Below are 26,505 nucleotides of genomic sequence, written 5' to 3'. Positions count from 1 at the left end.
TGCTGCACGAAATGCAGAAGCGCGATGCGAAGAAGGGTCTGGCGTCGCTGTGCATCGGCGGCGGCATGGGCGTGGCGCTGGCGGTGGAACGGCCGTAAGTCCACGCAACGTATCAACGCAGCACGAAGTACACACCGGCGCCGCGAAGACGCGACCCGACGCACCATCAAGATCATTACAAGCGTCGGGATAAAGGGAAGGCGCCGGTGCCATTCCGAGTTTCATCAATCTGAGAGATCTGTTCGAGAGGAGTATCAGCATGACTAAGCGAATCGCAGTGGTGACGGGCGGCATGGGCGGTCTGGGCGAGGCCATCAGCATCAAGCTGCACGACGCGGGCTATGCGGTCGTCGTGACGCATTCGCCGGGCAACGCCAAGGTGAATGAATGGCTCGCCGACATGGACCGCCGGGGCCGCAACATCCGCGCATTCGCCGTGGACGTCGCCGACTATGATTCCGCCCAACACTGCGTGGCGCAGATCCAGGCCGAAGTCGGTCCGATCGACATCCTCGTGAACAATGCGGGCATCACGCAGGACACCACCTTCAAGAAAATGACCAAGGTGAACTGGGACGCCGTGCTGCGCACCAATCTCGACTCGGTCTTCAACATGACCAAGCCGGTGTGCGAGGAAATGGTGTCGCGCGGCTGGGGCCGCATCATCAACATTTCGTCGGTGAATGGTTCGAAAGGCCAGATTGGGCAAACCAACTACTCGGCCGCCAAGGCCGGCATGCATGGCTTCACGAAGTCGCTCGCGCTCGAAGTCGCGAAGAAGGGCGTCACCGTCAACACGATCTCGCCAGGCTATCTCGCCACCAAGATGGTGACGGCGATTCCGCAAGAGATCCTCGACACGAAGATCCTGCCGCAGATCCCGGCCGGCCGTCTCGGCAAGCCGGAAGAAGTCGCGGCGCTCGTCGCATTCCTGTGTTCGGACGATGCGGGTTTCGTGACCGGTTCGAACATCGCGATCAACGGCGGCCAGCACATGAACTAAGGATGGCCGGCGGCGCACGGTCGCACGTGCGCCGCCCTGCTGCCGAAGCAGCGCGTTTCCTCATCTGAAACAACCGCTCGCCAGAGCAATCGTGCCCATGAATGATTTCTACAAAGGCACACCTTCATATAGCGTCGGTCATCTGGATGCGGCGATCGAGCATCTCGAACAGGTATTGAGTCTCGAAGGCGCAAATTCGCTGTTTTCGCAGACGTACTGGCGTGCGCGCGTCGTGCAGGCGCTGGCGACGCCGGGGCTTGCGCCCTGTCAATACGCCCGTCTGCAACGTTTGCTGGAGCGGATCGCCGAAGTCTGAGCAATGCGCAAGAACAGCCGGGGGTGTGAGCGGTCAATCCACGAGAGCCGCGCGGACACTCGTGCGCGGCGGCTGCCTTCGGCTTGATGATGCACTTTGTTTCCTCTGATCCGTGAAGAAATTCGCGGGCGCTTGTACCATTCGGGCCGTCCTCATTCATCACGGTTCACAAGCGCATGTCGAATCCACTTCAATCCCTCTTACGTTTGCGTCACGTACTCGGCGCATCCGCGCTCTCGCTTCTGCTCGCTGCATGCGGCACGACCAGCGATATCACCGCCGGGCCGCAACCGAACAGCTACACCGTCACGGGCAAGGCTACAGGCACGCGCATGTCCTGGGCCACCGCGCGCAAGGCCGCGATGGATGCCGCAACGGACTATTGCAAGCAACGCTCGCAACGCGTCTCGGTGAAGTCCGAAGCGACGAGCGGCGTGCGCTCGCTGGAAGAGCAGACGGCGAAGGTGTCGTTCACCTGCGTGCCGGACGCGACGACGGCTTCGGGCGGTGTCGCGCCGGCGCGGGACGAGTGATTTGCGGGGATCGGGCTGAGACACCTCGATCACAGCACGGGTGCCGAAGCAAGTCAGCTCATCAGCGAACTACAGAAGCGACTTGCCCTGAGCAAGAATCTTGTCGCAGACCTGCTTCGTGATCTGCTCCTTGAGTCCGCCGCCGCTGAGATCGAGCGTCTTGCCGCCGCCGCTGTCGAGCACGCCTTTCGCGCCATCGGTATAACCGCTGTCCGTGGAAGGCGAGCCGCCGAGCTTGCTCATCAAGCCGTCCTTGACGGACGACGCACTGCCGCCGAGATAGTTGTTCTTCACGCAGAACTCGAGCACGCCGGCGACATTGCCCGTGCTACTGGATGTCAGCGAGTCCATCGACAAACCGTTTCCCAGGCCGCTCAGACTACCCAGTCCACCGCCACCGCTGCTCTTTCCCTGATTGAGAAGGTTGCCGAGCTGCGCCTGCGCGATGGATGAACAGAGCAAGGTCGCAACGAGAATGCTGCCCGCGCCCACCTGTCGTTTTGAAAAGATCATGGAGCCTCCGCTGGGTGAACTCCCACTATAGTTGGTTTTCAGCGGGGCACCCGGCGGGCAGCGCAACAGCGTGAATGGCGAAACGCCGTGCGCAGCTATGCCGTAATTTCAATGCGCGTGCCGTCCGGCGCGGCTATGACAGCTTCGTAAAAACCGTCGCCCGTGATGCGGGGCGCCGCGATCAGCAAGCCCTCCGCACCGCAGCGCTGCGCCATCGTGTCGACTGCCGCGCGGCTGCCGAGTGCGATCGCGAGATGATCCCAGCCCACGTGATCGGCGATGTCGGCATTTGCGAGCCACGGCGCCGTCATCAGCTCGATCTGCGCGCCGCCGTCAGGCAACGTGACGAAGCAGGACACGAATCCTGGCCGGCGCTCGCTGCGATACGGCTCTCCGATCTTCGCGCCGAAGTGCGCGCGCCAGAATGCTGCCGCTGTTTTTAGATCGCGCGTCCAGAGCGCCACGTGCGCAACGTTCATTGACGCACCTCATTGGGCTCGCGTGCGGTCACCCTCCGCGCACAGACGGGCACGAAACAAAGCAAACCAGCCAGGAGCCAGAACGCGCCGGGCAAGCCCACTTCCTTCGCGACAAAACCTACGCCCGCCGGTCCGAGCAGATGCCCGGCATAGCCCGTCATCGTGATGGCCGCGACGGCCAGCGTGGACGGCATCGCATGCTGGGTGCCCGCGCGTCGAAACAACACCGGCACCACGTTCGAAGCGCCAAGCCCGATCAGCACGAAGCCGCTCATCGCGCCAACGGCGGACGGCGCGGTCAGCAGCACGACGAAGCCCGCGATGGCAAGCAGCCCGCCCCAGAACACCATCGCGCGATCACCGATGCGGGCCGTCAATGCATCGCCGCCGAAACGGCCTGCGGTCATCGCGATCGAGAAGCCCATGTAGCCCAGTCCGCCCTGCGCGGCCGCGACGATTCCGGTGCTGGTGAGCAGCAGCGCGCTCCAGTCGAGCAACGCGCCTTCCACGAGAAAGGTGATCGCAGCCAGCGCCGCCAGCAACAGCACGATGCCGCGCGGCACGGCGAACAAGGGTGCGTCGTTCGCGCTGGCGGTTTCGATCAGTCGAGGACGCGCCACGATCATCGCGCCGAACATGAGCCCCGCGCACAACGACGCGCTCAGTAACATGCCGATGTGCATCGACAGCAGGAACGTCATGAGCAGCGAACCGGCGAATCCACCGACGCTGAACAGCGCGTGAAAACCGGACATCAGCGGTTGCTGCGCGGCGCGCTCGACTTCGACTGCATGGATGTTCATCGCGACATCGAGCGAGCCGAGACACGCGCCGAATCCGAGCAGGGCAATGCCGAGCGCGACGGGCGTGTCGGCCACCGTGAGCAGCGGCAGAATGGCGGCCAGCCCGATCCCGCCCGCCACGATGATCGGCTTGCTGCCGTAGCGGGCGCTGAGCGCGCCGGTCATCATCATCGCGAAGACGGAACCGAGACCGATGCAGAGCAGCAGCATGCCGAGCACGCCGTCATCGACGCCGAGACGCTGCTTCGCGAACGGCACGAGCGGCGCCCAGCACGCGACGCCGAAGCCCGCGACGAGGAAGGCAAGCCGTGTCGCGAGACGCGCGGCCGGATGCGCCGCTTCTGAAGCACGCTGCTCGGGAAGGGAACGCGCGTTCATGATCCGACAGCCTCCGCAGCCGCCAGAACGGACGCGCCGCCTTTCGACAACGCCGCACGTTCCGCACGAGGCAGATCATGCTCGACGACAATGCTGCCGATCGCTTTGACGGCGGCGATGCGATGCGGCGCGCGGGCGTCGAACTTGTCGTTGAGCGCGAGCACGATGCCATGCCGGCTGGCGGCCAGCACTGCGCGTTTGAAGCTTGCGTCGGCGAGCGAGAAGGCGCTGATGCCCGCCTTCGACGAAATGGCGCACGAGCCGATGAAACAGCGGTCGATGTTCATCTGCGCGACCTGCTGCATGGCTTGCGCATCGACACACCCGCCGACCGCCGGGTCGACGCCGCCGCCGGTCATGATGAGCGGCAGGTCGGCGCGGCGCAGTACGGCGGCGGCGATATCGACGGAGTTGGTCGCGACCGTGAGGCCGAAGTCTTCCGGAAGCAGGGCGACCAGCGAGAGATTGGTGCTGCCGCTGTCGAGGAACAGAAGTTCGCCCGGTCCGATCAGCGGCACCGCCGCACGCGCCAGCGCTGCCTTGCGTTCCTGGGCCTGGTCGATCCGGCTGGCCATGGGCGCCGATGCCGGCGTGATCGGCAACGCGCCGCCGTACACCCGGCGGCAGCGGCCTTCCGCCGCCAGCGCGCGGAGATCGCGCCGGATGGCGTCTTCCGAGACATGGAATTCCGTGGCGAGCGCCGCCGCGACGACCGGCTGGCCTTGTGCGAGCCGCGCCGCGATCTCATCGCGGCGGGCGAGTGGGATGTCTTCATTCATGAGTGTGCATTCTAGTGTGCACAAACAAGAATGTAAACGTGCATAAACGTGCATGTGAACCATGCACGTCAATGGAGTTTCAGATGCCGTGCTCGCTCAGACGCGCGTCATACCAGCGGCAGAACTGGTCGAGCGCGGTTTCGGTGTAGCGCGAATACGGGCCCGGCACATAGGCCGGATCCTGCGTGCCGCTGTGCGTGTTCGCGACGAGATCGGCGTCCTGGCGCGTGGTGGCGAGCCAGACTTCCGTGAGCGTCGGCACGTCGTAGTCCACGCCTTCCACCGCATCCTCATGAACCAGCCACTTGGTGCGCACGACGGTCTTGTCCGGCGCGATCGGCAGAATGAAGGCGACGACCGCGTGATCGCTCATCACGTGGGTCCACGAATTGTGTCCCCACAGATGCACGTCGCCGAGGTCGCGGCGTTGCAGATCGCCGAGGAGTTTCGTGCTGGCCACGCGGGTCGAGATCGTCTGCGATTCGTTGCTGCCCGCAATAACGAGCCGCTGCGTGCGGAAATTGGTCTGCGCGCTTTCATCGACGGCTTCCACCAGCTCGCAGATGAAGCCGTCCCGCTCCCAGTCTTCGCGGCTTTTCTCGTTGCGCGCCGTATAGGCTTCGTAGTCCCTGACGGCTTCCTCGCCGAGACCGTCGAGACAGTAGCCGAAGTCTTCCGGCAGGAACGAATTGGACAGCTCGGGGTGCGTGCCTTCGCAGTGATAGCACTCGCGATTGTTCTCGATCACGAGCTTCCAGTTGCCGTTCTCGATGATCTCCGCCTCGAACGCAATCTTCGTGCGCTGCATCTGATGCGGCGCGAAGCGCGGCGTCATCGCCTGATCGAGCTTCATGACGTCTTCCGGCGGATCATCGGCGAGACACACGTAGATATGGCTGCCGATCACCTTCGTATGGACCGGGATCAGGCTCTTGCACTTGGCGTCGAAATCCTTGCCCATGTGCGCGGCGTGCTTGAGACTGCCGTCGAGATCGTAGGTCCATTGGTGATACGGACACACCAGCATGCCGACACTCGCCTTGCCCGCCTCCTTCATGATCCGCGAACCGCGATGACGGCAGACGTTGCGATAGGTGCGGATGTTGTCGTCGTCGTCGCGCACGATCATGATCGATGCCCGGCCCACTTCGACCGTGGAGACATCGCCCGGCTCGGGAATGTCCGCTGTCACGCCGGCGAGAATCCAGAGCTTGCTGAAGAAGACGTCGAGATCGTTCTCGAACACGTCCTGCCGACTGAATACTTCGCCCGGAAAGCCGCAGCCGGGCTCCCGGCTGTCGAGCAGTTCGCGATGGGTCTTGTGGGGAGTGGCTGACACGATGCGCTCCAGAGGAATGTGTTTCCGGCGGGCGTTCCCAGCCGCCGTACGCGCAGTATTGGAGTGCCGCCTGTGAGCGTCAATGTCCTTTAATCTCCGTCTCGCATTACTCTATGTTATGCGTATCGAGCCGTGAAAATTGAGGCAGAATCGCGCCTGCCGCAGTCTTCGAACGCTGTATTCACCGGACAGGAACCGTCGTCAGATGAAGAATGCAAGAGGCCCCAAAGGTTACAGGCGGATCATTCCTTCCATGACCGCGCTGGTCGAGTTCGAAGCCGTCGCGCGGCTCGGCAGCTTCACGCATGCGGCGAGCGAACTGGGCGTCAGTCAGGCGGCCGTCAGCCGGCAGGTGAAGGTGCTGGAAGAGACGCTCGGCGTGAGGCTGTTCCATCGCCTGCACCGCTCCATCTCGCTGACGGGCGAAGGCGAGTCGCTTTATCTGGTGGTCGCGGAGTCGATGCAGAAGATCGCGGGCGTGTTCGACCGTCTTTCCACCGGTTTCGAGCAGCGCGAACTCGTGCTGGCGTCCACCGCCGCCTTCTCGCAGCTGCGCCTCGTTCCCCGTCTGGCCAGCCTGAAGCGGCTGCAACCGAAGCTGCAGTTGCGCCTGACCGATCCGATGTTCATCGCGGACCTGCGTCACAACGAAGTCGATGTCGCGGTGCGTTTCGGCGACGGTTCCTGGACGGACGGCACCTCGACCTATCTGTTCGACGAAGAAGTGTTCCCCGTGTGCTCGCCCGACTGGCTGCGCGAACACGAGGCGCCGGAGACGCTCGAAGCGCTCGCGCAGATGCCGCTGATCGGCTCGGATTCGACTTCGGAAGGCTGGATGGGTTGGGAGGCGTGGTTTGCGTCGGTGGGGCATCGCCCGGCGCGCCTGAATTACGCGCTTCGCTGCAGCATTTATTCCGATGCCGTGCTGGCGGCGCGCTGCGGGCAGGGCGTGTCGCTCGGCTGGGCGCGGCTCGTGACGGACTTCCTGGCGTCGGGCGAACTGGTGCGGCTGCATACGGCCTCATGCAAGCCCGCCGACGCGTACTACATCGTGGTTCCGCACGGACGGTCGATTACCTCGTCCATCGACGGCCTGGTCGAATGGCTGCATGAGGAACCCGCCGTGCCGGACAAGCGGGAAGAGGGCGCTGCTGCGTCACAGGACGCGGGCAGCGCCGGAAAAACCGCTTACTGACTCGCGCCCCGGCCGATGCCGGCCTTCTTCTGCGCGTCCTGGATGTCCTGCGGATATTTGGCGTCGTCGCGCACGGCCGGGTTGTAGCCGGCGTCCTCGAGCTTCTTGAGTTCGGCGTTCTTCTTGGCGCGGGCCTGCTTGCGGGCGGCCTTGCGCGCCGCTTTCTGGTCGGCCTTGGTGGTGGGCGCGGCCTGCGTGGCGCCATTGGTGGCGGCGCTGTCCTGGGCGCTGGCGAGCGGCGCGACCGACAGCCCGAATACGGCCGCCATCAGGGAAACGGCAAGTCTGCTGCCGAGCGTTGCTTTCATAGCCTCTCCAGAGAGATCGGTTGAACGTCGCGCGGCCGGAATGGGCCGCGAAAACCGGTGAAACAACTCGCAAGCACTTTCTCCGGGCCGATGACGCTTTCCTCGTGGCCGTGGCGGCTGTATGCCGTGCGTCGATTGTAAGGCGGCGCGCGCAAATATTCAGGGAGGCGCAAGGATGGCCGCGTCCGTTTCGGAAGCCGATACGATGTACCCTTCGCCCACCCGTCCGGCGGCTCCCGCGCGGCGGATTCAAAGCGGTTATGATGCGCACCGGCTGGAACCACAATTACAACTTTAGAAACGGCCGCGGCGATTGGCGTCATCCAGACAGCCGGTTCTCGCCGGGCGGCCGCCACGCTTAATCGGAGCTGTTTATGCCCTTGCGGTCCGGTGTCGACGAGGCCAGCTTTCGTCGGATTCTTCTGCGCAACATCACGCTGCCGCTCGCGACGGGCATCGTCACGGCGGTCGCCTTCCTGGCGCTCGTGCTGTATCTGCTTTCGGGCATCAACTGGGTCGAGCATTCCGAGCGCGTAATCGGCAATGCGCAGGAGATCGGCCGGCTGGTCAGCGACAAGGAGAGCGCGGTTCGCGGCTTCCTGCTGACCGGCGACGAGTCCTTCCTCGCGCCCTATGAGACGGCGAAGCCGAAGCTGTCGGCGGATATCGACACGCTCGCGGGCCTCGTGTCCGACAACACGCCGCAGGTGGACCGCCTGATCCGCATCCGCGCGTTGCAGGCGCAATGGGACAAGGTGGCCGACGCGCTGATCGACGCGCGCCGCCGCCAGCAGGATTCCGCCGCGCTCGTGCGTGCCGGACGCGGTTCCGCGGAACGCGCGGAATCCGGGCGTGAGCTCGACGCCTTTCTCAACATCGAGCAGACGCTGCGCTTGCAGCGTATTGAATCCGCCAGGCAACTGACGACGATTACCGTCGCCGTGTTCATGATCCTGAGCCTGGCGCTTTCGGTCGTGCTGGCGGTGTTCGGCCGGCGCGAGCTGATGGGCCTGTCGGGCGCGTTCGGCGCGGCGATCGACGAACAGGAACGGCAGACGAAAGCGCTCCAGGAGCAGGCGTGGCTGCGCGACGGCCAGCGGCAGCTTGCGGAGACGGTCATCGGACGGCAAACGCTGGATCAGCTGTGCCAGTCCATTCTCGATTTCCTCTCCGATTACCTGAAGATTTCGCTCGGCACGTTCTATGTGCGCGAAGCCGACGGCACGCTCAAGCGCACCGCCAGCTTCGGCTTCGATCCGGCCAGCGCGGCGGTGCCGGGATCGCTGGCGGGCGTGACGAGTCTGGTCGGGCAAGCGGTGCATGCGCGCAAGCTGACGAGCGTCGCCGAGGTGCCGTCCGGTTACTGGAAGGTCACCTCGGCGCTCGGCGGGAGCGCGCCGGCGAGTCTCGTGATCGTGCCGATCGAAAACGAAGGGCGCGCGAACGGCGCACTCGAACTCGGCGCGATGCACGCGCTCAGTCCGCGCGACCGGCAGTTCCTGGAGTTGGTGGCGCGGAACATCGGCGATTTCGTCGATGCGGCGCAGTATCGCGAGCGCTTGCAGCGCGTGCTGGAGGAAACGCAGCAACTGAACGAAGAATTGCAGATGCAGCAGGAAGAACTGCGCACCACCAACGAAGAACTGGAGCAGCAGACGACCGCGCTTTCCCAGGCACAGGCTTATCTTGCGAACCAGAAGGCCGAGCTGGAGCAGACCAACGATCAACTGGCGGAGCAGGCGCGCGTGCTCGACGAGCGCAATTCGGCGCTCAACGCGGCGCAGGGCGAACTCGAAACGCGCGCCGATGCGTTGCAGCGCGCGAGCCGCTACAAGTCGGAGTTCCTGGCGAACATGTCGCACGAACTGCGCACGCCGTTGAACAGCTCGCTGATTCTCGCGAAGCTGCTTTCCGAGAACAAGAGCGGCAACCTGAACGGCGATCAGATCAAGTATGCGCAGACCATCTATTCCGCGGGCAACGACCTGCTGAACCTGATCAACGACATCCTCGATCTTTCGAAGGTCGAGGCGGGCAAGCTGGATCTGCATATCGAGGACGTGCCGCTGCAACGCATCGTGGAAACGCTGCGGCGCACGTTCGAACCGCTCGCGCGGCAGAAGCAGCTCACGCTCGAACTGCGCAACGAGATGGCCGGCTATCCGACGCTCGAAACCGACGCGCGGCGGCTCGAACAGGTGTTGAAGAATCTGCTGTCGAACGCGATCAAGTTCACGGATGCCGGCGTCGTTTCGCTGACGCTGCGGAACGCGGATTCCTCGCGTGCGGTGGAGTTCGAAGTAAAGGACACGGGTATCGGCATCGCGACGGATCAGCTCGATGCGATCTTCGAGGCGTTCCAGCAAGCCGATGGCACCACGAGCCGTCATTACGGCGGCACGGGCTTGGGCCTGTCGATTTCACGCAGCCTGGCGCACTTGCTCGGCGGCACGATTGCGGTGCGCAGCGTCCCAGGCACGGGCAGCACCTTTACGTTGACGATGCCGCTTGCGTATGACGCGGCTGTTGAAGTTCCGCAAGCTTTGGAGCCGGTGGAATCCGTGGATGAAGTTGAAGTGGTGGAACCGATGGCAGCAGTCGAGCCCGCCCGCGTGATCGACGACGATCGCCACGAGGATCCCGCGCCTGGCCGTCGCCTCGTGCTGGTGGTCGAGGACGACGCGCGCTTCGCCCAGGTGCTGTTCGATCTCGCGCACGAGCTGGACTATCGCTGCATCGTGAGCGGCACGGCAGGCGAGGCGTTGCGGCTCGCGCAGGAGAGCGCGCCGAGCGCCATTCTGCTCGACATCGGCTTGCCGGACCGCTCGGGCCTGGTGCTGTTGCAGGAACTGAAGGCGAATGCGCGGACGCGGCATATTCCCGTGCATGTGGTGTCGGCGACGGACCGCAGCGAAGCGGCGCTGCATCTCGGAGCGATCGGCCATGCGGTCAAGCCGACCACACGCGAGCAGTTGCTGGAGATTTTCCAGCGGCTCGAGGAAAAGAGCAGCCAGAAGATCAAGCGCGTGCTGCTGGTGGAAGACGATGCGCGTCAGCGCCAGAGCATCGTCGAACTGATCAGCGATGCGGACGTGGAGATCACGCCGGTCGAATACGGACGCGAAGCGCTCGACATGCTGAAGACGACGATCTTCGACTGCATGATCATCGACCTGAAACTGCCGGACATGCAGGGCGGCGACCTGCTGCGCCAGATGGCCGCGATCGACGCCTATTCGTTCCCGCCGGTGATCGTCTACACGGGCCGCAACCTGACGCATGACGAGGAAGCGGAGTTGTTGCGCTATTCGCAGTCGATCATCATCAAGGGCGCGCGCTCGCCGGAACGTCTGCTCGATGAAGTGACGCTGTTCCTGCACAAGGTGGAAACGGATCTGTCGGCGGACCGCCAGGCGATGCTGCATGTGTCGCGTTCGCGGGATCGCGTGCTGGATGGCCGGCGCGTGCTGCTGGTGGACGACGACATCCGCAACATTTTCTCGCTGTCGAGCGCGCTGGAGCATCAGGGGCTGAAGGTGGAGATCGGCCGCAACGGCTTCGAGGCGATCGAGGCGCTCAACAAGAATCCGGGCATCGACGTCGTGCTGATGGATGTGATGATGCCGGGCATGGACGGACTGGAGGCGACGCGGCGCATCCGCGAGGATGCGCGCTTCAGGAAGCTGCCGGTCATCGCGATCACGGCGAAGGCGATGAAGGACGATCAGGAACAGTGTCTCGCGGCGGGGGCGAGTGACTATCTGGCAAAGCCGATCGACATCGACCGGCTTTACTCGTTGTTGAGGGTGTGGATGGCGCGGCGCGTTTAAATATTCAACGCCCGCTTGTCCACCGCGAGCGCCGCTTCGCGCATCACCTCCGAAAGCGAAGGATGCGGATGGCAAATCCGTCCGATATCCTCCGCCGCCGCCTTGAACTCCATCGCGACAACGGCTTCCGCGATCAGATCCGACGCGTTCGCCGAAATGATATGCACGCCGAGAATCTCGTCGGTCTTGGCATCGGCGATGATCTTGATGAAGCCATCGGTCTCGCCGATGCCCATTGCGCGGCCATTGGCGAGCATCGGAAACTGCCCTGCCTTGATCTCGCGGCCCTCCGCCTTCAGCGCCTGCTCAGTCTGCCCGACCCACGCGATCTCCGGGTGCGTGTAGATCACCCACGGAATGCAGTTGTAGTCGATATGCGGCTTCTGACCGTCGATGATCTCCGCCACCAGCACGCCTTCGTCCTCGGCCTTGTGGGCGAGCATCGGGCCGCGCACGACATCGCCGATCGCGTACACGTTCGGTACCTTCGTCGCGCAATGACCGTCGACGGGAATGAAGCCGCGCTCATCGGCCGCCAGACCGATTGAATCGAGGCCGAGATTGTCGGTGTTGGGCACGCGGCCAATCGACACGATCAGCCGGTCCGCGTCCAGCGTCTGCGCGTTGCCGTCCTTGTCCTGGTAGGAAATCGACACGCTCGAATCCGTCGTCTTCACGCCGTCAATCTTGACGCCGAGATGAATGGCCAGGCCCTGCTTCTTGAACAGCTTGGCGGCTTCCTTTTGCAGCGCGGTATCCGTGGTGCCGAGGAATTCGGGCAGCGCTTCGAGAATCGTCACTTCCGCGCCGAGCCGACGCCACACCGAGCCGAGTTCCAGCCCGATCACGCCCGCGCCGATCACCGCGAGCTTCTTCGGCACGGAGGTGAAGGCGAGGGCGCCTTCGTTGTCGGAGACGATCTTGTTGTCCACCGGCACGTTCGGCAGATGCCGCGCCTTCGAGCCCGTCGCGATGATCACGTGCTGCGCGGTGCGGCTTTCGCTCTTGCCGTCGCCGCTCACTTCGATCTTGAAGTTGCCGCCATCCTTGCCGGCGAGCTTGCCGTGACCTTTGAGCCAGGTGATCTTGTTCTTGCGGAACAGGAATTCCACGCCGCCGGTGATCTTTTCGACGATCGCTTCCTTGCGTCCGACCATCTTCTCGACATCGACGGACAGGTTGTCAATCTTGATGCCGAAGTCGCCGAAGTGAAGGCTGGCCTTCTCGAATTCCTCCGACGATGCCAGCAACGCTTTAGACGGAATGCAGCCGACGTTCAGGCAGGTGCCGCCGAGTTTCGGCTTGCCCGCCGGATTGATCCATTCCTCGACGCAGGCGACCTTGCGGCCGAGTTGCGCGGCGCGGATCGCGGCGATATAGCCGCCCGGCCCGGAGCCGATCACGATGACGTCGAAATCGGCTTTCTGACCGGCCGGGGCGGGTGCGGGCGCGGGTGCGGCGGCTTGCGCGGGTGCTGCGGGCTTCTCAGGCGTTGCGGGTGCAGCGGCTGCTGCCGGCTTTTCAGCTGCCGCAGGGGCCGCCGATGCCTTCGCTTCGGTATCGATCACGGCGAGCACTTCATCGGCGTGAACGATGTCGCCTGCTTTCTTCAGCACTTCCACGAGCGTGCCGGCGCCGGGCGCGGGCACTTCGAGCACAACCTTGTCAGTTTCCAGTTCGACGAGCGTTTCGTCTTGTGCCACGGCGTCGCCCGCATTTTTCTTCCACGGCAGCATCGTCGCTTCAGTGACGGATTCGGAAAGCTGCGGAACCTTGACTTCAACCCTGGCCATTCAGATTCTCCTTGTGAGCGAGCGCGTTGTTCGCGATTGGAAACGTCCGGCGCGGCGCCTTGCGGACGCGACCTTGCACGGCCGGCCCGGCGCGCCGAAGTCGTAGGATACGCCGTGTCCGTAGCCCGCGCGCGGCAAGGCACGGACGGCCGGTGCGTTTTCGTCGTCGCTATATTCGGTGGTATATTGCGAAAAAGCTTTCGACTGATCTTGCCGGGGCGCCATGTCGCGTCTGCGCGCGGCATCCGCGCTCGTCCTGGCCCTGCCGATCGAGCCCGAGGTGATCATGCAAACCCCGCCGTTCCAACTCGCGCGCACGCATGCCCATGCGCATGGCGACGCCTGCTGCCAACCGGGCGAGGCCGTTCCGCGTCCGGTGCGCCGTCGCGCGCGCCTCGCGGAACTGGACTCGCAACTGCACTGCTCGGTCATCGGTACGTGTCTTTCGACGGGCGAGCTGCGCAAGCTCGTGCCGAAGTTCACCGACCTCGACCGCTATCACGCGAGCGATCTGGAGATCCATCACGCGGCGGTCGAGCTGGCCATTGCCGGCGGCGCGGGTGCGAAGGCGCTGCACAAGGCGCTCGACGAACGGTATTCAGGCGCGATCCGCCGCTTCGACAGCGCGCGCGATACCCAGGCGCTGCTCGATCTGTGGAACGAAGCGCTCAAATCCGGCGACATTCCGCCTGCTTACTGGGCCGTGATGTCGCATCCGCACGCGAGCATCGAAGTGCGTCAGTACGCGTTCGGCGAACTGCACATGCTGTCGCATCTGGTCGGCGCGGCGAATCGCGCGGACATTCGGCGTCTGGTCGCGCTCGAAGCCGAGAACCAGGAACTCGGCGACAAGCTGGAGCGCCAGCAGGCGCGGGTGCTGGAATTGAGCGCCGAACGCGATGCCGCCGTCAGGCAGGCGCATGAGCTTGCCTTGCAGTTGGCCGCGCGCAAGCCGGAACGCTCGACCATCGAACTCGAAGACGAAATCGAGCGTCTGCGCGAGAAGGTCGAGGACGGCGAGCGGCGCCTGGCGCTGCATACGAGCCGTCGTGAAAGTGTCGAGCAGCGCGTGCTGCAGGAAGAGGAACAGTCGCGCGCATTGCGCAACAGCCTGGGCGAGACGCAGGCGTTATTGAAGGTGGTGCAGGCGGAATGCGCGGCGCTCGAACGCGCGACGCTCGCCGCCGGCGATGAGCCTGAGACACGCCGGCGCGCGGTCGAATGGCTGGAAGGGAAGCGCATCGTCTATGTGGGCGGGAGGCCGAATTCGAATGCGCTGCTCAGGTCGCTGACGGCTGCGGCGGGCGGCGAACTGGTTGTGCACGATGGCGGCATCGAAGATCGCAAGGGCTTGCTTGCGGCGGCGCTGCCGAATGCCGACGCGGTGCTGTTTCCCGTCGATTGCATCGATCACGATTCGATGAACATGCTCAAGCGTGTTTGCGAGCGTCACGGCGTGCCGTATTCACCGCTGCGTACGGCGAGCGTGGCGAGTTTCGTGGAGTTCGTCGGGCGGCTTGGCGCGGGCGCGCGGGATGTGAGCCCGGCGTCACCGCCACCATCGGCCTTCTGTCTGCGTCACGGCTAGCAGGAAAGCTTCGGGGCTCAGGGTTTGAGCAATTGCGTGAGAGAAGCGATCTGCCGGGCGCAGGCTGCCTCGGCCTGAGCTTCGACATCGCGATACAGCTTGATGATGCGTTCGCCGACCGGCGTGAGCACGCAGCCGCCGCCGCTTTGGCCGCCTTGCTCGGAGAGCGTCGCGGGTGACTTGAGCGAGCGGTTCAGTTCGTCGACGAGCAGCCACGCGCGCCGGTACGACATGTCAAGGCTGCGTGCGGCCGCCGATATCGAACCTTGCTCGCGGATCGCTTCGAGCAGCGCAACCTTGCCCGGACCGAGCGCGATGGTTTCGCCTTTGGTGATGCGCATGCGAAAGCGCACTTCGGCCGGCTGCTTTGCCGTGTCCGCTTCCTTTGCGCTGTCCTTGGATTTGAGGGTCGTCGCCATGCCCGAGAGAATACACGAACGACATCGGCGCGATGGGCTATGACTGCCCCGGATAACAGAACGCGTAATCCTCGCAGCCCGGACAACCCGGCGCGCACGTAGGCGCGACGCCTTCCGCGCAGGCCACTTCCTGAGCCAGAAACTTCTTCCAGCGCAGATTCGCCGTGTTCCGCGCGACCAGCGCGGGATAGTGACGCTGCAGCATGTCGGTGACGTCGTCGCGGCCGTCGAGACCGAGGTCGCGCCAGAGATGATCCGGACGCAAGGTCGCGGCCGAGATGATGGTCGCGAGACACAGTGCGTCGTGCCATGCGTGTGTCGCGGTGCGGTCGTGCCACATCAGCAGGCCGTGCAGACGGCGGACGAACGCATGATGGGGCGTCAGCACGATCTGCCGCGGGGCTTCCGGGGTATTCGACGCGTGCGGGAAATGACGGTCGAGCAATGCGGCGAGTGCGATGCGATCGAGGCCCAGCAGGGCCGTATCGCCCGCTTCGATGCGCGCGCCGATCAGCCGCGCGAACAGCACGGTATCGGCGGAAGGGGGCGCGACGGCGTGAGTCAGCAACGCGCGCGTGGCATCGTTCATGGATGCGAGGTTCCCAGAATGTGAGCATCGACGCGCACGAGGCGTTTCATGTGCCGCGGCGCATGCACCGTGTCCGCGCCGGATACGAGCACCGGCAGGCCGTCTTCGACACCCAGTTCGCGATCCGCGCATTCGTAGGCGACGATCACTTGCGCGCCGATCGGCGTGTTGAACAGCTCATGCCATGAGAAGGTGACGGCATAGCCGTCGTGCGCCTGCGCGAGGAACACCGTGCGCTTGAAATCCGTATTGTCCGGCCGACGCACGCCCGCCGCGTCCAGCAGCGTGCGTAACGGGACGCCGCGATAGCTTCCCATCGGACGGATATAACGGCCGGTCGAAAAGCAGATCAGATCGAACGGCTCGATGCGCGTGCAGGCGAACTCGCGCAACGCGGAAACATCGAGCCTGAGAGGCATTTGCACCGCGCCACCGATCTCCACGTGCGGGCTGCGAATTTCCTGGCTGAGTGAAAGCATGTGAGCAGGGCTTCTGGTTGGAATGAGCGAAAGGACATCGAAAGCTGCGCACGGGTTGGCGTGGCTGCTCAAGACGGCTTGGGCCGGACATCGCTGTATCACTGAATATATTACGGGATCGTCGCTCATGACATCTTCTTCGGGAAATGTCGTGTATCTGCCTTTTCAGGGTTTCGGTGTTCGATTCTTGAAAGGCGCTGCGTGTGCTGGTTGTCAGCATGACATCGGCAGGCGCCAGCGAGTTTCTTTCGTAATCCATTCTGTGTTGATCGGAAAGAAAGCAATTTGTACGGATTCTTGCCTGAGAGCTTTAGTTCGGATGGCGTATTAATCGACGAGGTATCTGGATCGCCAACGGCGTGCTTCGGGATCATTTCAAGGTAAAGCTTGCGCTGGTTAGTCTTCGTCCCAAGTAATTGCGACAGTTGCTTTTGAGTCTTCTGCAAACGTTTTCTGCGCGGACGCGCACGTGCTTGCTCGCAGCCGCCGGGCGCTCGGTTGAGTAGCGCACAGAACAACATTTCCAGACTGCCATTCTTGCCCCACATCGCGTTATCCGCATCACCAGAGGCGGCGCGACTGCTCATACGGGGAAAACATGAGGAACTCGAACAAATATGAATTGAGGACGGCACTCAGGCTTAGCGTGCTCGTCATTGCTGCGGCGGTGTCGAATCTTTCACATGCAGCTTCCTCACAGGATGCTTGCAATAACCTGACATCGACGGGTTGTGTGGTCGGGACGCAGACCATGGCCGCGGCTGTGCCGGCCACGCAGTCTGTGGCGCAGGCGGCGGTGTTGCCGGGACGCTCGGTTGCGTTGAGGAGCGGTAGCCGGAGCAACGGTACGTCGGGCACCGGCACCGCCGGCAGCAGCACCGGTACGGGCAGCGGCAGCGGTAGCGCCGGGAACGGGGCATCCGGTCAGGGAGGCGGCGCGACGTCGGGAGGCGGCGCTGTGTCAGCCGGTGGGCAAGGGGGCGGTTCGAGTTCGGGTGTGGGTGGATCGAGTGGCGGTTCGGGTGGGACGGGTGGAGGGGGTAGCACGAGCGGGGGTAGTACGGGAGGGGGTAGTACGGGAGGGGGTAGTACAGGAGGGGGTACCACGGGAGGGGGTAGTACGGGAGGAGGCAGTACAGGCGGAGGTAGTACAGGAGGGGGCAGCACGGGTGATGGCGGCGGCAACGGTCATGGTCACGGTCACGGCGGTGACGGTCATGGCCATGGCGACGGCGGTCATGGCGATGGTGGTCATGGCGATGGCGGTCACGGCGACGGCGGCCATGGTGACGGCGGCCATGGTGATGGTGGTCATGGCGACGGTGGCCATGGTGACGGCGGTCACGGTGACGGCGGCCATGGTGATGGTGGTCATGGCGACGGTGGCCATGGTGACGGCGGTCACGGTGATGGCGGCCATGGTGATGGTGGTCATGGCGACGGTGGCCATGGTGACGGCGGTCATGGTGATGGCGGCCATGGTGACGGCGGTCACGGTGATGGCGGCCATGGTGATGGTGGTCATGGCGACGGTGGCCATGGTGACGGCGGTCATGGTGATGGCGGCCATGGCGATGGCGGACATGGTGACGGCGGTCACGGCGATGGTGGCCATGGTGACGGCGGTCATGGTGACGGCGGTCATGGCGACGGCGGCCATGGTGATGGCGGTCATGGTGACGGTGGTCATGGTGACGGCGGTCATGGCGACGGCGGCCATGGTGATGGCGGTCACGGCGATGGCGGTCACGGCGTTGGTGGCGGCAATGGCAGCAGCGGTCATGGTGACGGCGGTCACGGTGACGGCGGCCACGGCGATGGCGGTCACGGCGTTGGCGGCGGCAATGGCAGCAGCGGTCACGGCGATGGTGGCCACGGTGACGGAGGTCATGGCGACGGCGGCCACGGCGTCGGCGGTGGCACCGGCAGCAGCGGCGGTCACGGCGATGGTGGCCACGGCGACGGCGGTCATGGTGATGGCGGCCACGGTGTCGGCGGTGCCAACGGCAGCGGTGGTCATGGCGACGGCGGTCATGGTGTTGGCGGCGGCGGCAATGGCAGCGGCGGTCACGGCGATGGTGGTCACGGTGACGGCGGCCATGGCGATGGCGGCCACGGCGTTGGCGGCGGCAACGGCAGCGGTGGTCACGGTGACGGCGGCCATGGTGATGGCGGCCACGGCGTTGGCGGCGGCAACGGCAGCGGTGGTCACGGTGACGGCGGCCATGGCGATGGCGGCCACGGCGTTGGCGGCGGTAACGGCAGCGGTGGTCACGGCGATGGAGGCCATGGCGACGGTGGCCACGGCGTTGGCGGCGGCAGCGGCAGCAGCGGCGGTCACGGCGATGGTGGCCATGGAGCCGGCAGCGGTGGTGGCCATGGCGATGGAGGCCACGGCAACGGTGGTGGCGGCCACGGCAACGGTGGTGGTGGTCACGGCAATGGCGGCGGCGGCCACGGCAATGGCGGCGGCGGCGGCGGTGGCGGCGGCGGCGGTGGTGGCGGCGGCGGCGGCAACCACTAACCCCAGCACAAGAACGCTAACTACAAGCCAAGAAAGCACGAGATCGACCGGACTCGCACGTTCCGGCCGGCCTCGTGCCATCGACACACCCACGATCGACTCAAGACCCGGGCGCGGACCCCAATCAGCGCCCGGTTCTTCTCCCCTCGCAACGCCCTTCCATGCAATACTCCCGGTCTGACATTCGCGAAAAACGGTCGTCCAAATCAGCCTGAGCGCGCAAGCGCCCTAAACCGCTGATCGAAAGACCGCGCACACGTCACTCAAACCACTCGGTTCGGGCTGACCAGCGTTTCCTCCGACATCCCGTCGGAACCGTTACGAGCCGTCGTGTTTCCGCGCGATTCGCTCGTACTTATCGGAACGCGCCATGAACCCACCCCTCGTTTCCTCGAACGTCGCAGCGGCCCGCATTGCAATCATCGGTGCTGGCCTGGGCGGCCTGACGCTCGCTCGCGTCCTGCACATCAACGGATTTCGTTCGACGATCTACGAAGCCGAACCCTCTCCCGACGCGCGCTCACAGGGCGGCCTGCTCGACATCCACGAATACAACGGCCAGGCAGGCCTGAAAGCCGCGGGCCTCTACGATCGCTTTCTCGATCTCGTGCTTCCAGGCGAGGACGCCAAGCGTGTGGTCGACAGACACGCGACCATCCTGTTCGACCAGCCCGCCTCCGCCGCACCCACGCGGCCTGAAGTCGACCGAGGCGCGTTGCGTCGCATGCTGATCGATTCGCTACCGGCCGATACGATCCGCTGGGGCCACAAACTGACCCGTGTGAGCCGTCTGCAAGAGGGCAACCACGAGATCGCATTCAAGAACGGCGTAACCGAGCGCACAGCGTTATTGATCGGTGCCGATGGCGCATGGTCCCGGGTTCGGCCGCTCGTGTCCGCTGCAAAGCCGGCCTACACTGGCACGACCTTCATGGAGACCAGCCATCCGTCCGGCTCGACAGTATCGACTGCAATCGAAACGGGAACGCTGATGGCGGTAGAACCGGGGAAGGGCATCCTTGCGCACCGCTACGCGGATGGCACGGTGCGTGTGTACGTCGCGTTGCAGAAGCCGGAAGACTGGTTCGACACGATCGACTTCGCCAAGCGCTCGTCCTCGCTGGCCCGACTCGCGCATGAATTCGAAGGATGGGCTGCCGAGCTTCGAGCCTTGATACTGGATAGCGAGACGGACCTCGTGATCCGCCCGATCCACGCCCTGCCGCCCCATCATCACTGGGCACGCACTGAAACTGAAGGCGTGACCCTCGTGGGCGATGCGGCGCACCTGATGTCGCCGTTCGCCGGCGAAGGCGCCAACCTTGCCATCCAGGACGGCGCCGCACTGGGCCTGGCGCTGTGCGAACATCGCGACAACATCGAAAAAGCGCTCGAAGCCTACGAAAACGCGCTGTTCCCACGCAGCGCCGCATTCGCCGATCGAACCGCTCGCAACCACGAGCGATTCTTCGGCGAACACGCGCCGCAGAGCATGGTGGAACTGTTCGCGGCACATTGAAGCACCGCCGCGAACGCCGTGCCCACGCCAAGCCCGTCGTACTCAGAAACGATGCCGCAAGCCCACCGTCGCCGAAACCTGGCTGTTCGTCGATGACGCCGACAGACCGTTGATCGCCGCCGTGATGCCCGAGTCGCCCGTATCGCTCACGTGCTGATACACGCCTTGCAGATAGACGTCGGTGCGCTTCGAGAGCGCGTACGCCGTTTGCAGGCTGATCTGATTCCACTTCGGATCGACGCCCTGCAGATGGCTGTCGGTGAAGGTATAGGCGCCGGACAGCGACCACGCGGGCGTCAGGTTATAGCGGCCGTTGACTTCGTAGTTGGTGAAGCGCGCGCTGCCGCCGTCGAGCGTGATGCCGCCCGTCACGCCCGATGCCGATGCACCGATGCCGGTCGCGCCGTCGAGCCGCGTCTGCGTGAAGACGAAGCCTGCCTGCGCCGGGCCGAACGCATAGCTGACGCCGGCGCCGAAGGTGCGTTGACGGCTTGCCGCGAAGGTTGCGTCGTCGCTGACCGCGCCGCTCGCGTTCAGCGTCGCGCCTGCGTTGTTCAACTGCATGTAGCTCGCTGCCACGTTCAACGGCCCGAACGCATACGACGCACCGACGCTATAAGCGCGATTCGTCGCGAAGCCGCCGGCCTCGTTCGAGAAACCATACAGGCCGCCGAACTTGAAGCCGCCGTAGTTCACGCTCTGATACTTGACGGCGTTGCTGACGCGGAACGAGTTGTCGAGGTTGTCGTTGTCGAACGGATGCGCGGCCTGCGTTCCGCCAAATTGCGTGCCGGTGAGCGCGAGCGGGCCGAGATAATCGACGACGGAATCGTACTGCCGGCCGAGCGTGAGCGCGCCCAGCTGGTTGCTCGACAAACCGACGAACGCCTGCCGGCCGAACTCGCGGCTGTTCTGCCCGAGATTGCCGTTCATGATGTTGAAGCCGTTTTCGAGGGTGAAGATCGCCTTCAGCCCGCCGCCGAGATCTTCCGCGCCGCGCAGGCCCCAGCGGCTGCCGTTGACGGCGCCGCTCGTCGCCTGGATGTTGTGCGAGCCGCCCTGGTTGTTCGTATAGGTCAGCCCCGCGTCGATGAGGCCGTAGAGCGTCACGCTGCTCTGTGCATGCGCCGTGCCCGCGACGGTGCCGAGCACGGTCAGCGCGAATAAGGATTTCTTCACTGTGTTTCTCCAAGAGAGCTTGAGGATGTGCCTGTGTTGCGCAAGACATGCATGCCTCGCGCGAACAGCCCGTCCGATCGACCGGTCGACGCGTCGGAGGCCGGATTAAATCACGGGCTCCGACGCCGTTCGTTCGTGCATTCGTTACGGAATGTTGGGCGTGCGCGGCTTCAGACGCGGCACTAAAGAGAAAACGCGTTTTGAAACAAAGTGTTCGCGCGGGGCCATGCGTCAATCGCAGTCAGCCGCATTCAAGCGCCGTCAAATGCGGTAACTTTCTGGAAGATCCAACGAGAGCGAAACGAATGGCGCTCGGCCTATTGCGGGAGAGATTCCTTGATCAGCCACGACTCGACGGCCCGCGTCGTCAGCGCGCGCGACAGCAGAAAGCCCTGCAGTTCATCGCAATGCTCGCCGAGCAGCGCTTGCCGTTGCTCGGCCGTCTCCACGCCTTCCGCCGTGATCGGCAGGCCGAGACTGCGGCATAGTTCGCTGATGGCGCGCACGATCGCCGCCGACTTCGGATTGCGTCCAAGACCGTTGACGAAGCCGCGATCGATCTTCACCCGCGTGAACGGAAAGCTTTGCAGGATGCTCAGCGATGAATAGCCCGTGCCGAAGTCGTCCATCGCGACGCCCACGCCAAGCGTACGGATCTCGTTGAGAATGCGGTGCGGCGTGCCCGAGGTTTCGAGCAGCGCGGTCTCGGTGATCTCGATCTCGAGCCTGTGCGCCTGCAAGCCCGCCGTGTTGAGCGAACGCAGCAGCACCCGCGTGAAGTCTTCATAGAGCAATTGCGCCGGCGAAACGTTGATGCTGAGCCGCACATGGGCGGGCCATTTCGCGGCATCGCGGCACGCGCGCTGCATGACCCACGCGCCGATTTCCGGCATCAGGCCGCGCTCTTCCGCAATCGGAATGAATTCGGCCGGCGAGATCAGCCCGCGCTTCGGATGATGCCAGCGCAGCAGCGCTTCGCAGGCGGTGGTGCGGCCGCTGCGGGCATCGACGATCGGCTGGTAATGCACTTCGAGTTCGTCCGCGCGCAGCGTGCGGCGCAGGTCGTCTTCGAGTTCGTTACGCAGGCGCAGCGGATCGTTCATGCCGCGCTCGTAGATGCGAAAGCAGTTGCGGCCCTCGCGCTTGGCCTTGTAGAGCGCGAGATCGGCTTGCTGCAGGACATTGTCGGCATCGACGCTTCCTACCGTGCAGCACACGATGCCGATGCTCACCCCCACCGTCACCTCATTGCCGACGATCTCGAACGGCGTCACCAGCGCGTCGATGCAACGCTGCGCGAGGGCGGCGGCATCGTCCGGTGTGCGGGCCCACGTCTGCAGGATGGTGAACTCGTCGCCGCTCAGGCGCGCCAGCTGATCGCTTGCGCGCAACAGCGAGCCCAGCCGCTGCGACACCGCCTTGAGCAGTTCGTCGCCCGCGTGGTGGCCCAGCGTGTCGTTGACCACCTTGAAGCGGTCGAGATCGAGATAGAGCAGGGCGAACGGATGCTCGGGCGTGACCGCATCGACGAGATGCTCCAGGCGTTCCTTGAAGCTCACGCGATTCGGCAGGTCCGTCAGGTGATCGTGATGCGCCAGATGCGAGATGCGCCGTTCGGCGGCGCGGCGCTCGGTGACATCCTCGATCGTCGATACCCAGCCGCCATGCGACAGCAGCCGCGTCACGACCCCGATGCTGCGGCCGAGGTGCTGGAATTCGATGGTGGTCTGCTCTGTTCCCGGCGCGGAGCCGCGCAGCAGATTGCGGCGCAGTTCGTCGACTGCATTGACCGCATCGTCGCGCGCGCCGGACTTGCGGTCGCAGATGCGGCGCAGCACGGTGCGCAACGAGATGCCGGCGGGCAGGCTGTCGGCGGGAATCGAGAGGATGCGCGCGAACTGGTCGTTGCATAGCACCAGACGGCCGCGCCGGTTGAACAGACACAAGCCTTGCAGCATGTTTTCCAGCGCGAGGTCGAGATTGCGCGTGGTCTCTTCCAGCGCCAGCGAGGTCTCGCGCTGCTCGGTGCAGTCGCGCGTGATCTTGGCAAAGCCGAACAGGTCGCCACGATCGTCGTAGATCGGCTGGATCAGCACGTGCGCCCAGAACTTCGTGCCGTCCTTGCGGAAGCGCCAGCCCAGTGCCTCGAACTTGCCATGGGCGCGCGCGGTGTCGAGTCCGTGTTGCGGCAGCCCTTGTTCCTGGTCGCGCGGATCGTAGAAACAGGAAAAATGCTTGCCGACGATCTCGCTCGCCTTGTAACCCTTCGCGCGCTGCGCCCCGGCGTTCCAGTTCGACACGATGCCGTTCGCATCGAGCATGTAGATCGCGTAGTCGGTGACGCCTTCTATCAGGAGCCGGAAGCTGCGCTCGTGATCGCGCGTCTGCTTCTGCAATGCGCGGGCTTCGGTGCGGTCGCGCGTGACCTTGGCGAAGCCGAACAGCTCGCCGTTGTCGTCGTAGATCGGGTCGATGACGACATGCGCCCAGAAGTGCGTGCCGTCCTTGCGCACGCGCCAGCTCTCGGTCTCGTACTTGCCCTGCGCGAGCGCCGTCGCGAGACTGCGGGCGGGCAGGCCCGCGGCCTGATCGTCGGGCGTGTAGAAGCAGCTGAAATGCCGTCCGACGATCTCATCCGCGCTATAGCCTTTCGTGCGTTGCGCGCCGGCATTCCAGTTCGACACGATGCCATTGATGTCGAGCATGTAGATGGCATAGTCGGTCACGCTTTGCACGAGGAAGCGGAAGCGCCGTTCCTGATCGAACGCGTATTCGCTGACGCGCCGTTGTTCGGTGCAGTCGCGCGTGATCTTCGCGAAGCCGAACAGGACGCCGTGTTCGTCGCGCAATGCGTCGATGACCACGTGCGCCCAGAAGCGGCTGCCGTCCTTGCGCACGCGCCAGCCTTCGGCTTCGTACTTGCCGGTGGTGCGCGCGGTTTCCAGATTGCGGCCGGGCAGGTCGTCCAGCCGTTCCTCGACGGAATAGAAACAGCCGTAATGGCGGCCGATGATCTCATCGGCGGCATAGCCCTTCGCCTTCTGCGCGCCCGCGTTCCAGGTCGTGATGATGCCGTCCACGTCGAGCATATAGATGGCATAGCCGGTGATGCTCTGCACGAGCCGTCGATACACGAGTTCGCTGGACGCGTCCGCGTTGCCGCAAGTCAGGAAGTCTTCGTCGTTCATACGTTGATCAGGCTACGCGGAAGGTGGACACGGCATCCGTCAGGCGGCGTCCCTGGTCATCGAGCGACTGCGCCGCCGCCGCGGCCTCTTCCACCAGCGCCGCGTTTTGCTGCGTGACTTGATCCATCTGCAAGATGGCGTGACTCAATTGCTCGATGCCCCGGCTCTGTTCGCTGGACGCGGCGGCGATTTCGCCCATGATGTCGCGCACCTTGGACACGGCCTGCGTGACGTCCGTCATGGTCACGCCGGCCTTGCCCGCCAGCGAGGAGCCTTCGGCAATGCGCTCCACCGAGGTATCGATCAGCGCCTTGATTTCCTTCGCGGCACTGGACGAGCGCTGCGCGAGGCTGCGCACTTCCGCGGCGACGACGGCGAATCCGCGTCCTTCCTCGCCCGCGCGTGCAGCTTCGACGGCGGCATTGAGCGCCAGGATGTTCGTCTGGAAGGCAATGCTGTCGATGATGCCCGTGATGTTCGCAATCTGGCTCGAACGCGCGCTGATCTCGGACATGGTTTCGATCATGCGGGTGACGGCCACGCTGCCGTCGCTGGCGACGGCGCTCGCACTGGCCGAGAGCGCGTTGGCCTGCTGCGCGTGCTCGGCGTTCTGGCGCACGGTCGTGGTGAGTTCCTCGACGCTGGATGCGGTTTCTTCGAGCGATGCCGCCTGCTGTTCGGTGCGGGTCGAAAGATCGACATTGCCCGATGCAATCTGGCTCGAACCCGTGGCGATGTGATCGGCGGATGCCCGCACATTGCCGATGAGTTGCACGAGATTTTTCTGCATGGTGCTCATCGAGGCAAGCACGCTGTCGCGTGGGGCGGCATCGGCGTGGGCGACCGGCGCGAGATCGCCGCTCGCGACGCGTTGCGCGACGGCGCTCAGCGCATCCGGTTCCGCGCCCAGCGCGCGCATCACGCCGCGCGTGATGACGAAGCCCGCCAGCACGGCGCCCAGCGCCGCCAGCGCGCAGACGCCGCTCAGCAGGAGGCGCGCGGTGGCGTAATGGCGTTCGGATTCGGTGACGAGCTGTTCCTCGCGTCGCTGCGTCAGTTCCGAATAATCTTGCGTCGCCTTGACGAGCGCGGCGAGCAGCGGACGGCAGTCGTCGTTGATGCGCGCGATGGCTTCCTCCCGTTGCCCCTTCAGCGCGAGATCGACGATATGCAATGCCACTGGCCCGTAGAGCGCCTCGACGCGGTCGATCTCCGCCACGCGGGCCCGCACTTCCGGCGTGACATCCTGCGCGCCGGCCACCCTGTCCTTGAAGATACGCAAGTCTCGCTGCACGTCTTCGTGCGCTTGCATGACCGCGGCTTTCTCGAGTTCGATATCCTCGGGCCGGGTGGCCAGCACGAGATTGCGCGCCGCGATGGCCCGCCGGTCGACATCGGTCCGGATGTGTTCGGCCAGCGTCGCGCGCGCATTGATGCCGTGCACGTAGGACATGAAGCGCGTGTTGCTTTCCCGCAGCGCCTCGATCGAGAGCGCCGCTACGATCAGCACGGCCGCAGTGAGCATGCCGAATCCGAGCGCGAGTTTGGTCTTGACTCGCAGGTTGCCTGACATGGTTGTTCTTCCTTGTTCGAGTTGTCCGAAGGCGTTTTTTTAGTGGTCGCTTAAGCTTTCTAGGCGGCCTTACGGCGTGTTGGGACAGGACTGAACGGTGGACAACTAGTCGACGGTCATGGCAAACGTTGGCGAACTGGTGCGTAGCAAATATTTTTTATCGCGCTCCCTGATTTAC

23 protein-coding genes and 1 pseudogene are annotated in these 26,505 nt (G+C 64.4%); 8 read left to right on the top strand and 16 right to left on the bottom strand.

The genetic code is table 11. The features are described from left to right. The 4 genes from QCE69_RS27955 to QCE69_RS27940 all read left to right on the top strand — a co-directional run. Positions 1–98 (top strand): hypothetical protein (locus QCE69_RS27955; protein ID WP_309934219.1); only part of this gene is annotated, 98 nt, incomplete at its 5' end. 161 nt (positions 99–259) lie between these two features. After that, positions 260–1,003, top strand: a complete 744-nt coding sequence (gene phbB, locus QCE69_RS27950) for an acetoacetyl-CoA reductase (protein ID WP_309925242.1) — start codon at positions 260–262, stop codon at positions 1,001–1,003. 97 nt (positions 1,004–1,100) lie between these two features. Beyond that, the gene (locus QCE69_RS27945; protein WP_309925240.1) at positions 1,101–1,319 is read left to right on the top strand and encodes a hypothetical protein; all 219 of its coding nucleotides are present in this window, start codon (positions 1,101–1,103) and stop codon (positions 1,317–1,319) included. A gap of 176 nt (positions 1,320–1,495) precedes the next feature. Further along, a complete protein-coding gene (locus QCE69_RS27940) occupies positions 1,496–1,852 on the top strand; it encodes a hypothetical protein (RefSeq protein ID WP_309925239.1) in 357 nt (118 codons plus the stop codon). 69 nt (positions 1,853–1,921) lie between these two features. On the opposite strand, the gene QCE69_RS27935 is transcribed toward QCE69_RS27940, so the two are convergent. From QCE69_RS27935 to QCE69_RS27915, 5 genes are all read right to left on the bottom strand, one after another. Further along, a complete protein-coding gene (locus QCE69_RS27935) occupies positions 1,922–2,365 on the bottom strand; it encodes a DUF2501 domain-containing protein (protein ID WP_309925237.1) in 444 nt (147 codons plus the stop codon). Between the two features lie 95 nt (positions 2,366–2,460). Further along, positions 2,461–2,844, bottom strand: coding sequence for a VOC family protein (locus QCE69_RS27930; RefSeq protein ID WP_309934152.1), 384 nt, complete (start codon positions 2,842–2,844; stop codon positions 2,461–2,463). Then, positions 2,841–4,025 carry an MFS transporter gene (locus QCE69_RS27925; RefSeq protein WP_309934149.1) on the bottom strand — a complete coding sequence of 395 codons (1,185 nt, stop codon included), beginning with the start codon at positions 4,023–4,025 and terminating at the stop codon, positions 2,841–2,843. The genes QCE69_RS27930 and QCE69_RS27925 overlap by 4 nt, the downstream gene beginning before the upstream one ends. Further along, positions 4,022–4,804 (bottom strand): DeoR/GlpR family DNA-binding transcription regulator, encoded by a 783-nt coding sequence (locus QCE69_RS27920; protein WP_309934147.1) that lies wholly within the window; start codon positions 4,802–4,804, stop codon positions 4,022–4,024. The genes QCE69_RS27925 and QCE69_RS27920 overlap by 4 nt, the downstream gene beginning before the upstream one ends. 79 nt (positions 4,805–4,883) lie before the next feature. Next, positions 4,884–6,143 (bottom strand): aromatic ring-hydroxylating dioxygenase subunit alpha, encoded by a 1,260-nt coding sequence (locus QCE69_RS27915; RefSeq protein ID WP_309925228.1) that lies wholly within the window; start codon positions 6,141–6,143, stop codon positions 4,884–4,886. Between the two features lie 253 nt (positions 6,144–6,396). Between QCE69_RS27915 and QCE69_RS27910 the strand changes: the two genes are divergently transcribed. Then, positions 6,397–7,338 (top strand): LysR substrate-binding domain-containing protein, encoded by a 942-nt coding sequence (locus QCE69_RS27910; protein WP_309925225.1) that lies wholly within the window; start codon positions 6,397–6,399, stop codon positions 7,336–7,338. On the opposite strand, the gene QCE69_RS27905 is transcribed toward QCE69_RS27910, so the two are convergent. Next, positions 7,332–7,646, bottom strand: coding sequence for a hypothetical protein (locus tag QCE69_RS27905; protein WP_309925223.1), 315 nt, complete (start codon positions 7,644–7,646; stop codon positions 7,332–7,334). The two genes, QCE69_RS27910 and QCE69_RS27905, sit on opposite strands and share 7 nt — an antisense overlap. 374 nt (positions 7,647–8,020) lie before the next feature. Here QCE69_RS27905 and QCE69_RS27900 point away from each other — a divergent pair, with 374 nt between their 5' ends. Then, on the top strand, positions 8,021–11,476 hold the full coding sequence (locus QCE69_RS27900; RefSeq protein WP_309934146.1) for a response regulator: 3,456 nt from the start codon (positions 8,021–8,023) through the stop codon (positions 11,474–11,476). On the opposite strand, the gene lpdA is transcribed toward QCE69_RS27900, so the two are convergent. Beyond that, the gene (gene lpdA, locus QCE69_RS27895) at positions 11,473–12,882 is read right to left on the bottom strand and encodes a dihydrolipoyl dehydrogenase (RefSeq protein ID WP_309934218.1); all 1,410 of its coding nucleotides are present in this window, start codon (positions 12,880–12,882) and stop codon (positions 11,473–11,475) included. The two genes, QCE69_RS27900 and lpdA, sit on opposite strands and share 4 nt — an antisense overlap. A 168-nt stretch (positions 12,883–13,050) precedes the next feature. Next, positions 13,051–13,269: pseudogene (locus QCE69_RS27890) on the bottom strand (biotin/lipoyl-containing protein); the annotation flags it as partial. A gap of 286 nt (positions 13,270–13,555) precedes the next feature. On the opposite strand from QCE69_RS27890, the gene QCE69_RS27885 reads away from it, so the two are divergent. After that, entirely contained in the window at positions 13,556–14,857 is a 1,302-nt protein-coding gene (locus QCE69_RS27885; protein WP_309934144.1) for a DUF2325 domain-containing protein, read from the top strand. A 17-nt stretch (positions 14,858–14,874) separates the two neighbouring features. Here the strand turns inward: QCE69_RS27885 and QCE69_RS27880 are convergent, their stop codons facing one another. The 5 genes from QCE69_RS27880 to QCE69_RS27860 form a co-directional block, all read right to left on the bottom strand. After that, entirely contained in the window at positions 14,875–15,276 is a 402-nt protein-coding gene (locus QCE69_RS27880) for a LysR family transcriptional regulator (RefSeq protein WP_309818066.1), read from the bottom strand. A gap of 37 nt (positions 15,277–15,313) precedes the next feature. After that, positions 15,314–15,865, bottom strand: coding sequence for a nitrogen fixation protein NifQ (locus tag QCE69_RS27875; RefSeq protein WP_309925216.1), 552 nt, complete (start codon positions 15,863–15,865; stop codon positions 15,314–15,316). Then, positions 15,862–16,344 carry a molybdopterin-dependent oxidoreductase gene (locus QCE69_RS27870; RefSeq protein WP_309934142.1) on the bottom strand — a complete coding sequence of 161 codons (483 nt, stop codon included), beginning with the start codon at positions 16,342–16,344 and terminating at the stop codon, positions 15,862–15,864. The genes QCE69_RS27875 and QCE69_RS27870 overlap by 4 nt, the downstream gene beginning before the upstream one ends. 125 nt (positions 16,345–16,469) lie before the next feature. Then, a complete protein-coding gene (locus QCE69_RS27865; protein ID WP_309934140.1) occupies positions 16,470–16,931 on the bottom strand; it encodes a hypothetical protein in 462 nt (153 codons plus the stop codon). A gap of 374 nt (positions 16,932–17,305) precedes the next feature. Continuing rightward, positions 17,306–18,865, bottom strand: coding sequence for a hypothetical protein (locus tag QCE69_RS27860; RefSeq protein WP_309934139.1), 1,560 nt, complete (start codon positions 18,863–18,865; stop codon positions 17,306–17,308). A 373-nt stretch (positions 18,866–19,238) separates the two neighbouring features. Here QCE69_RS27860 and QCE69_RS27855 point away from each other — a divergent pair, with 373 nt between their 5' ends. After that, the gene (locus QCE69_RS27855; protein WP_309934137.1) at positions 19,239–20,387 is read left to right on the top strand and encodes an NAD(P)/FAD-dependent oxidoreductase; all 1,149 of its coding nucleotides are present in this window, start codon (positions 19,239–19,241) and stop codon (positions 20,385–20,387) included. A gap of 42 nt (positions 20,388–20,429) precedes the next feature. Here the strand turns inward: QCE69_RS27855 and QCE69_RS27850 are convergent, their stop codons facing one another. The 3 genes from QCE69_RS27850 to QCE69_RS27840 form a co-directional block, all read right to left on the bottom strand. Continuing rightward, complete coding sequence (locus QCE69_RS27850; RefSeq protein WP_309934136.1) at positions 20,430–21,566, bottom strand: porin; 1,137 nt, start codon at positions 21,564–21,566, stop codon at positions 20,430–20,432. 317 nt (positions 21,567–21,883) lie between these two features. Next, a complete protein-coding gene (locus QCE69_RS27845) occupies positions 21,884–24,754 on the bottom strand; it encodes an EAL domain-containing protein (RefSeq protein WP_309934133.1) in 2,871 nt (956 codons plus the stop codon). Between the two features lie 7 nt (positions 24,755–24,761). Beyond that, a complete protein-coding gene (locus QCE69_RS27840) occupies positions 24,762–26,327 on the bottom strand; it encodes a methyl-accepting chemotaxis protein (RefSeq protein ID WP_309925202.1) in 1,566 nt (521 codons plus the stop codon). Positions 26,328–26,505 lie beyond the last annotated feature (178 nt).

Origin of the sequence: Caballeronia sp. LZ032, assembly GCF_031451315.1 — a bacterium.
Taxonomy (GTDB): domain Bacteria; phylum Pseudomonadota; class Gammaproteobacteria; order Burkholderiales; family Burkholderiaceae; genus Caballeronia.
Note: the sequence above shows the minus strand (reverse complement) of the source record. Positions and strands in the feature narration are given on the sequence as shown.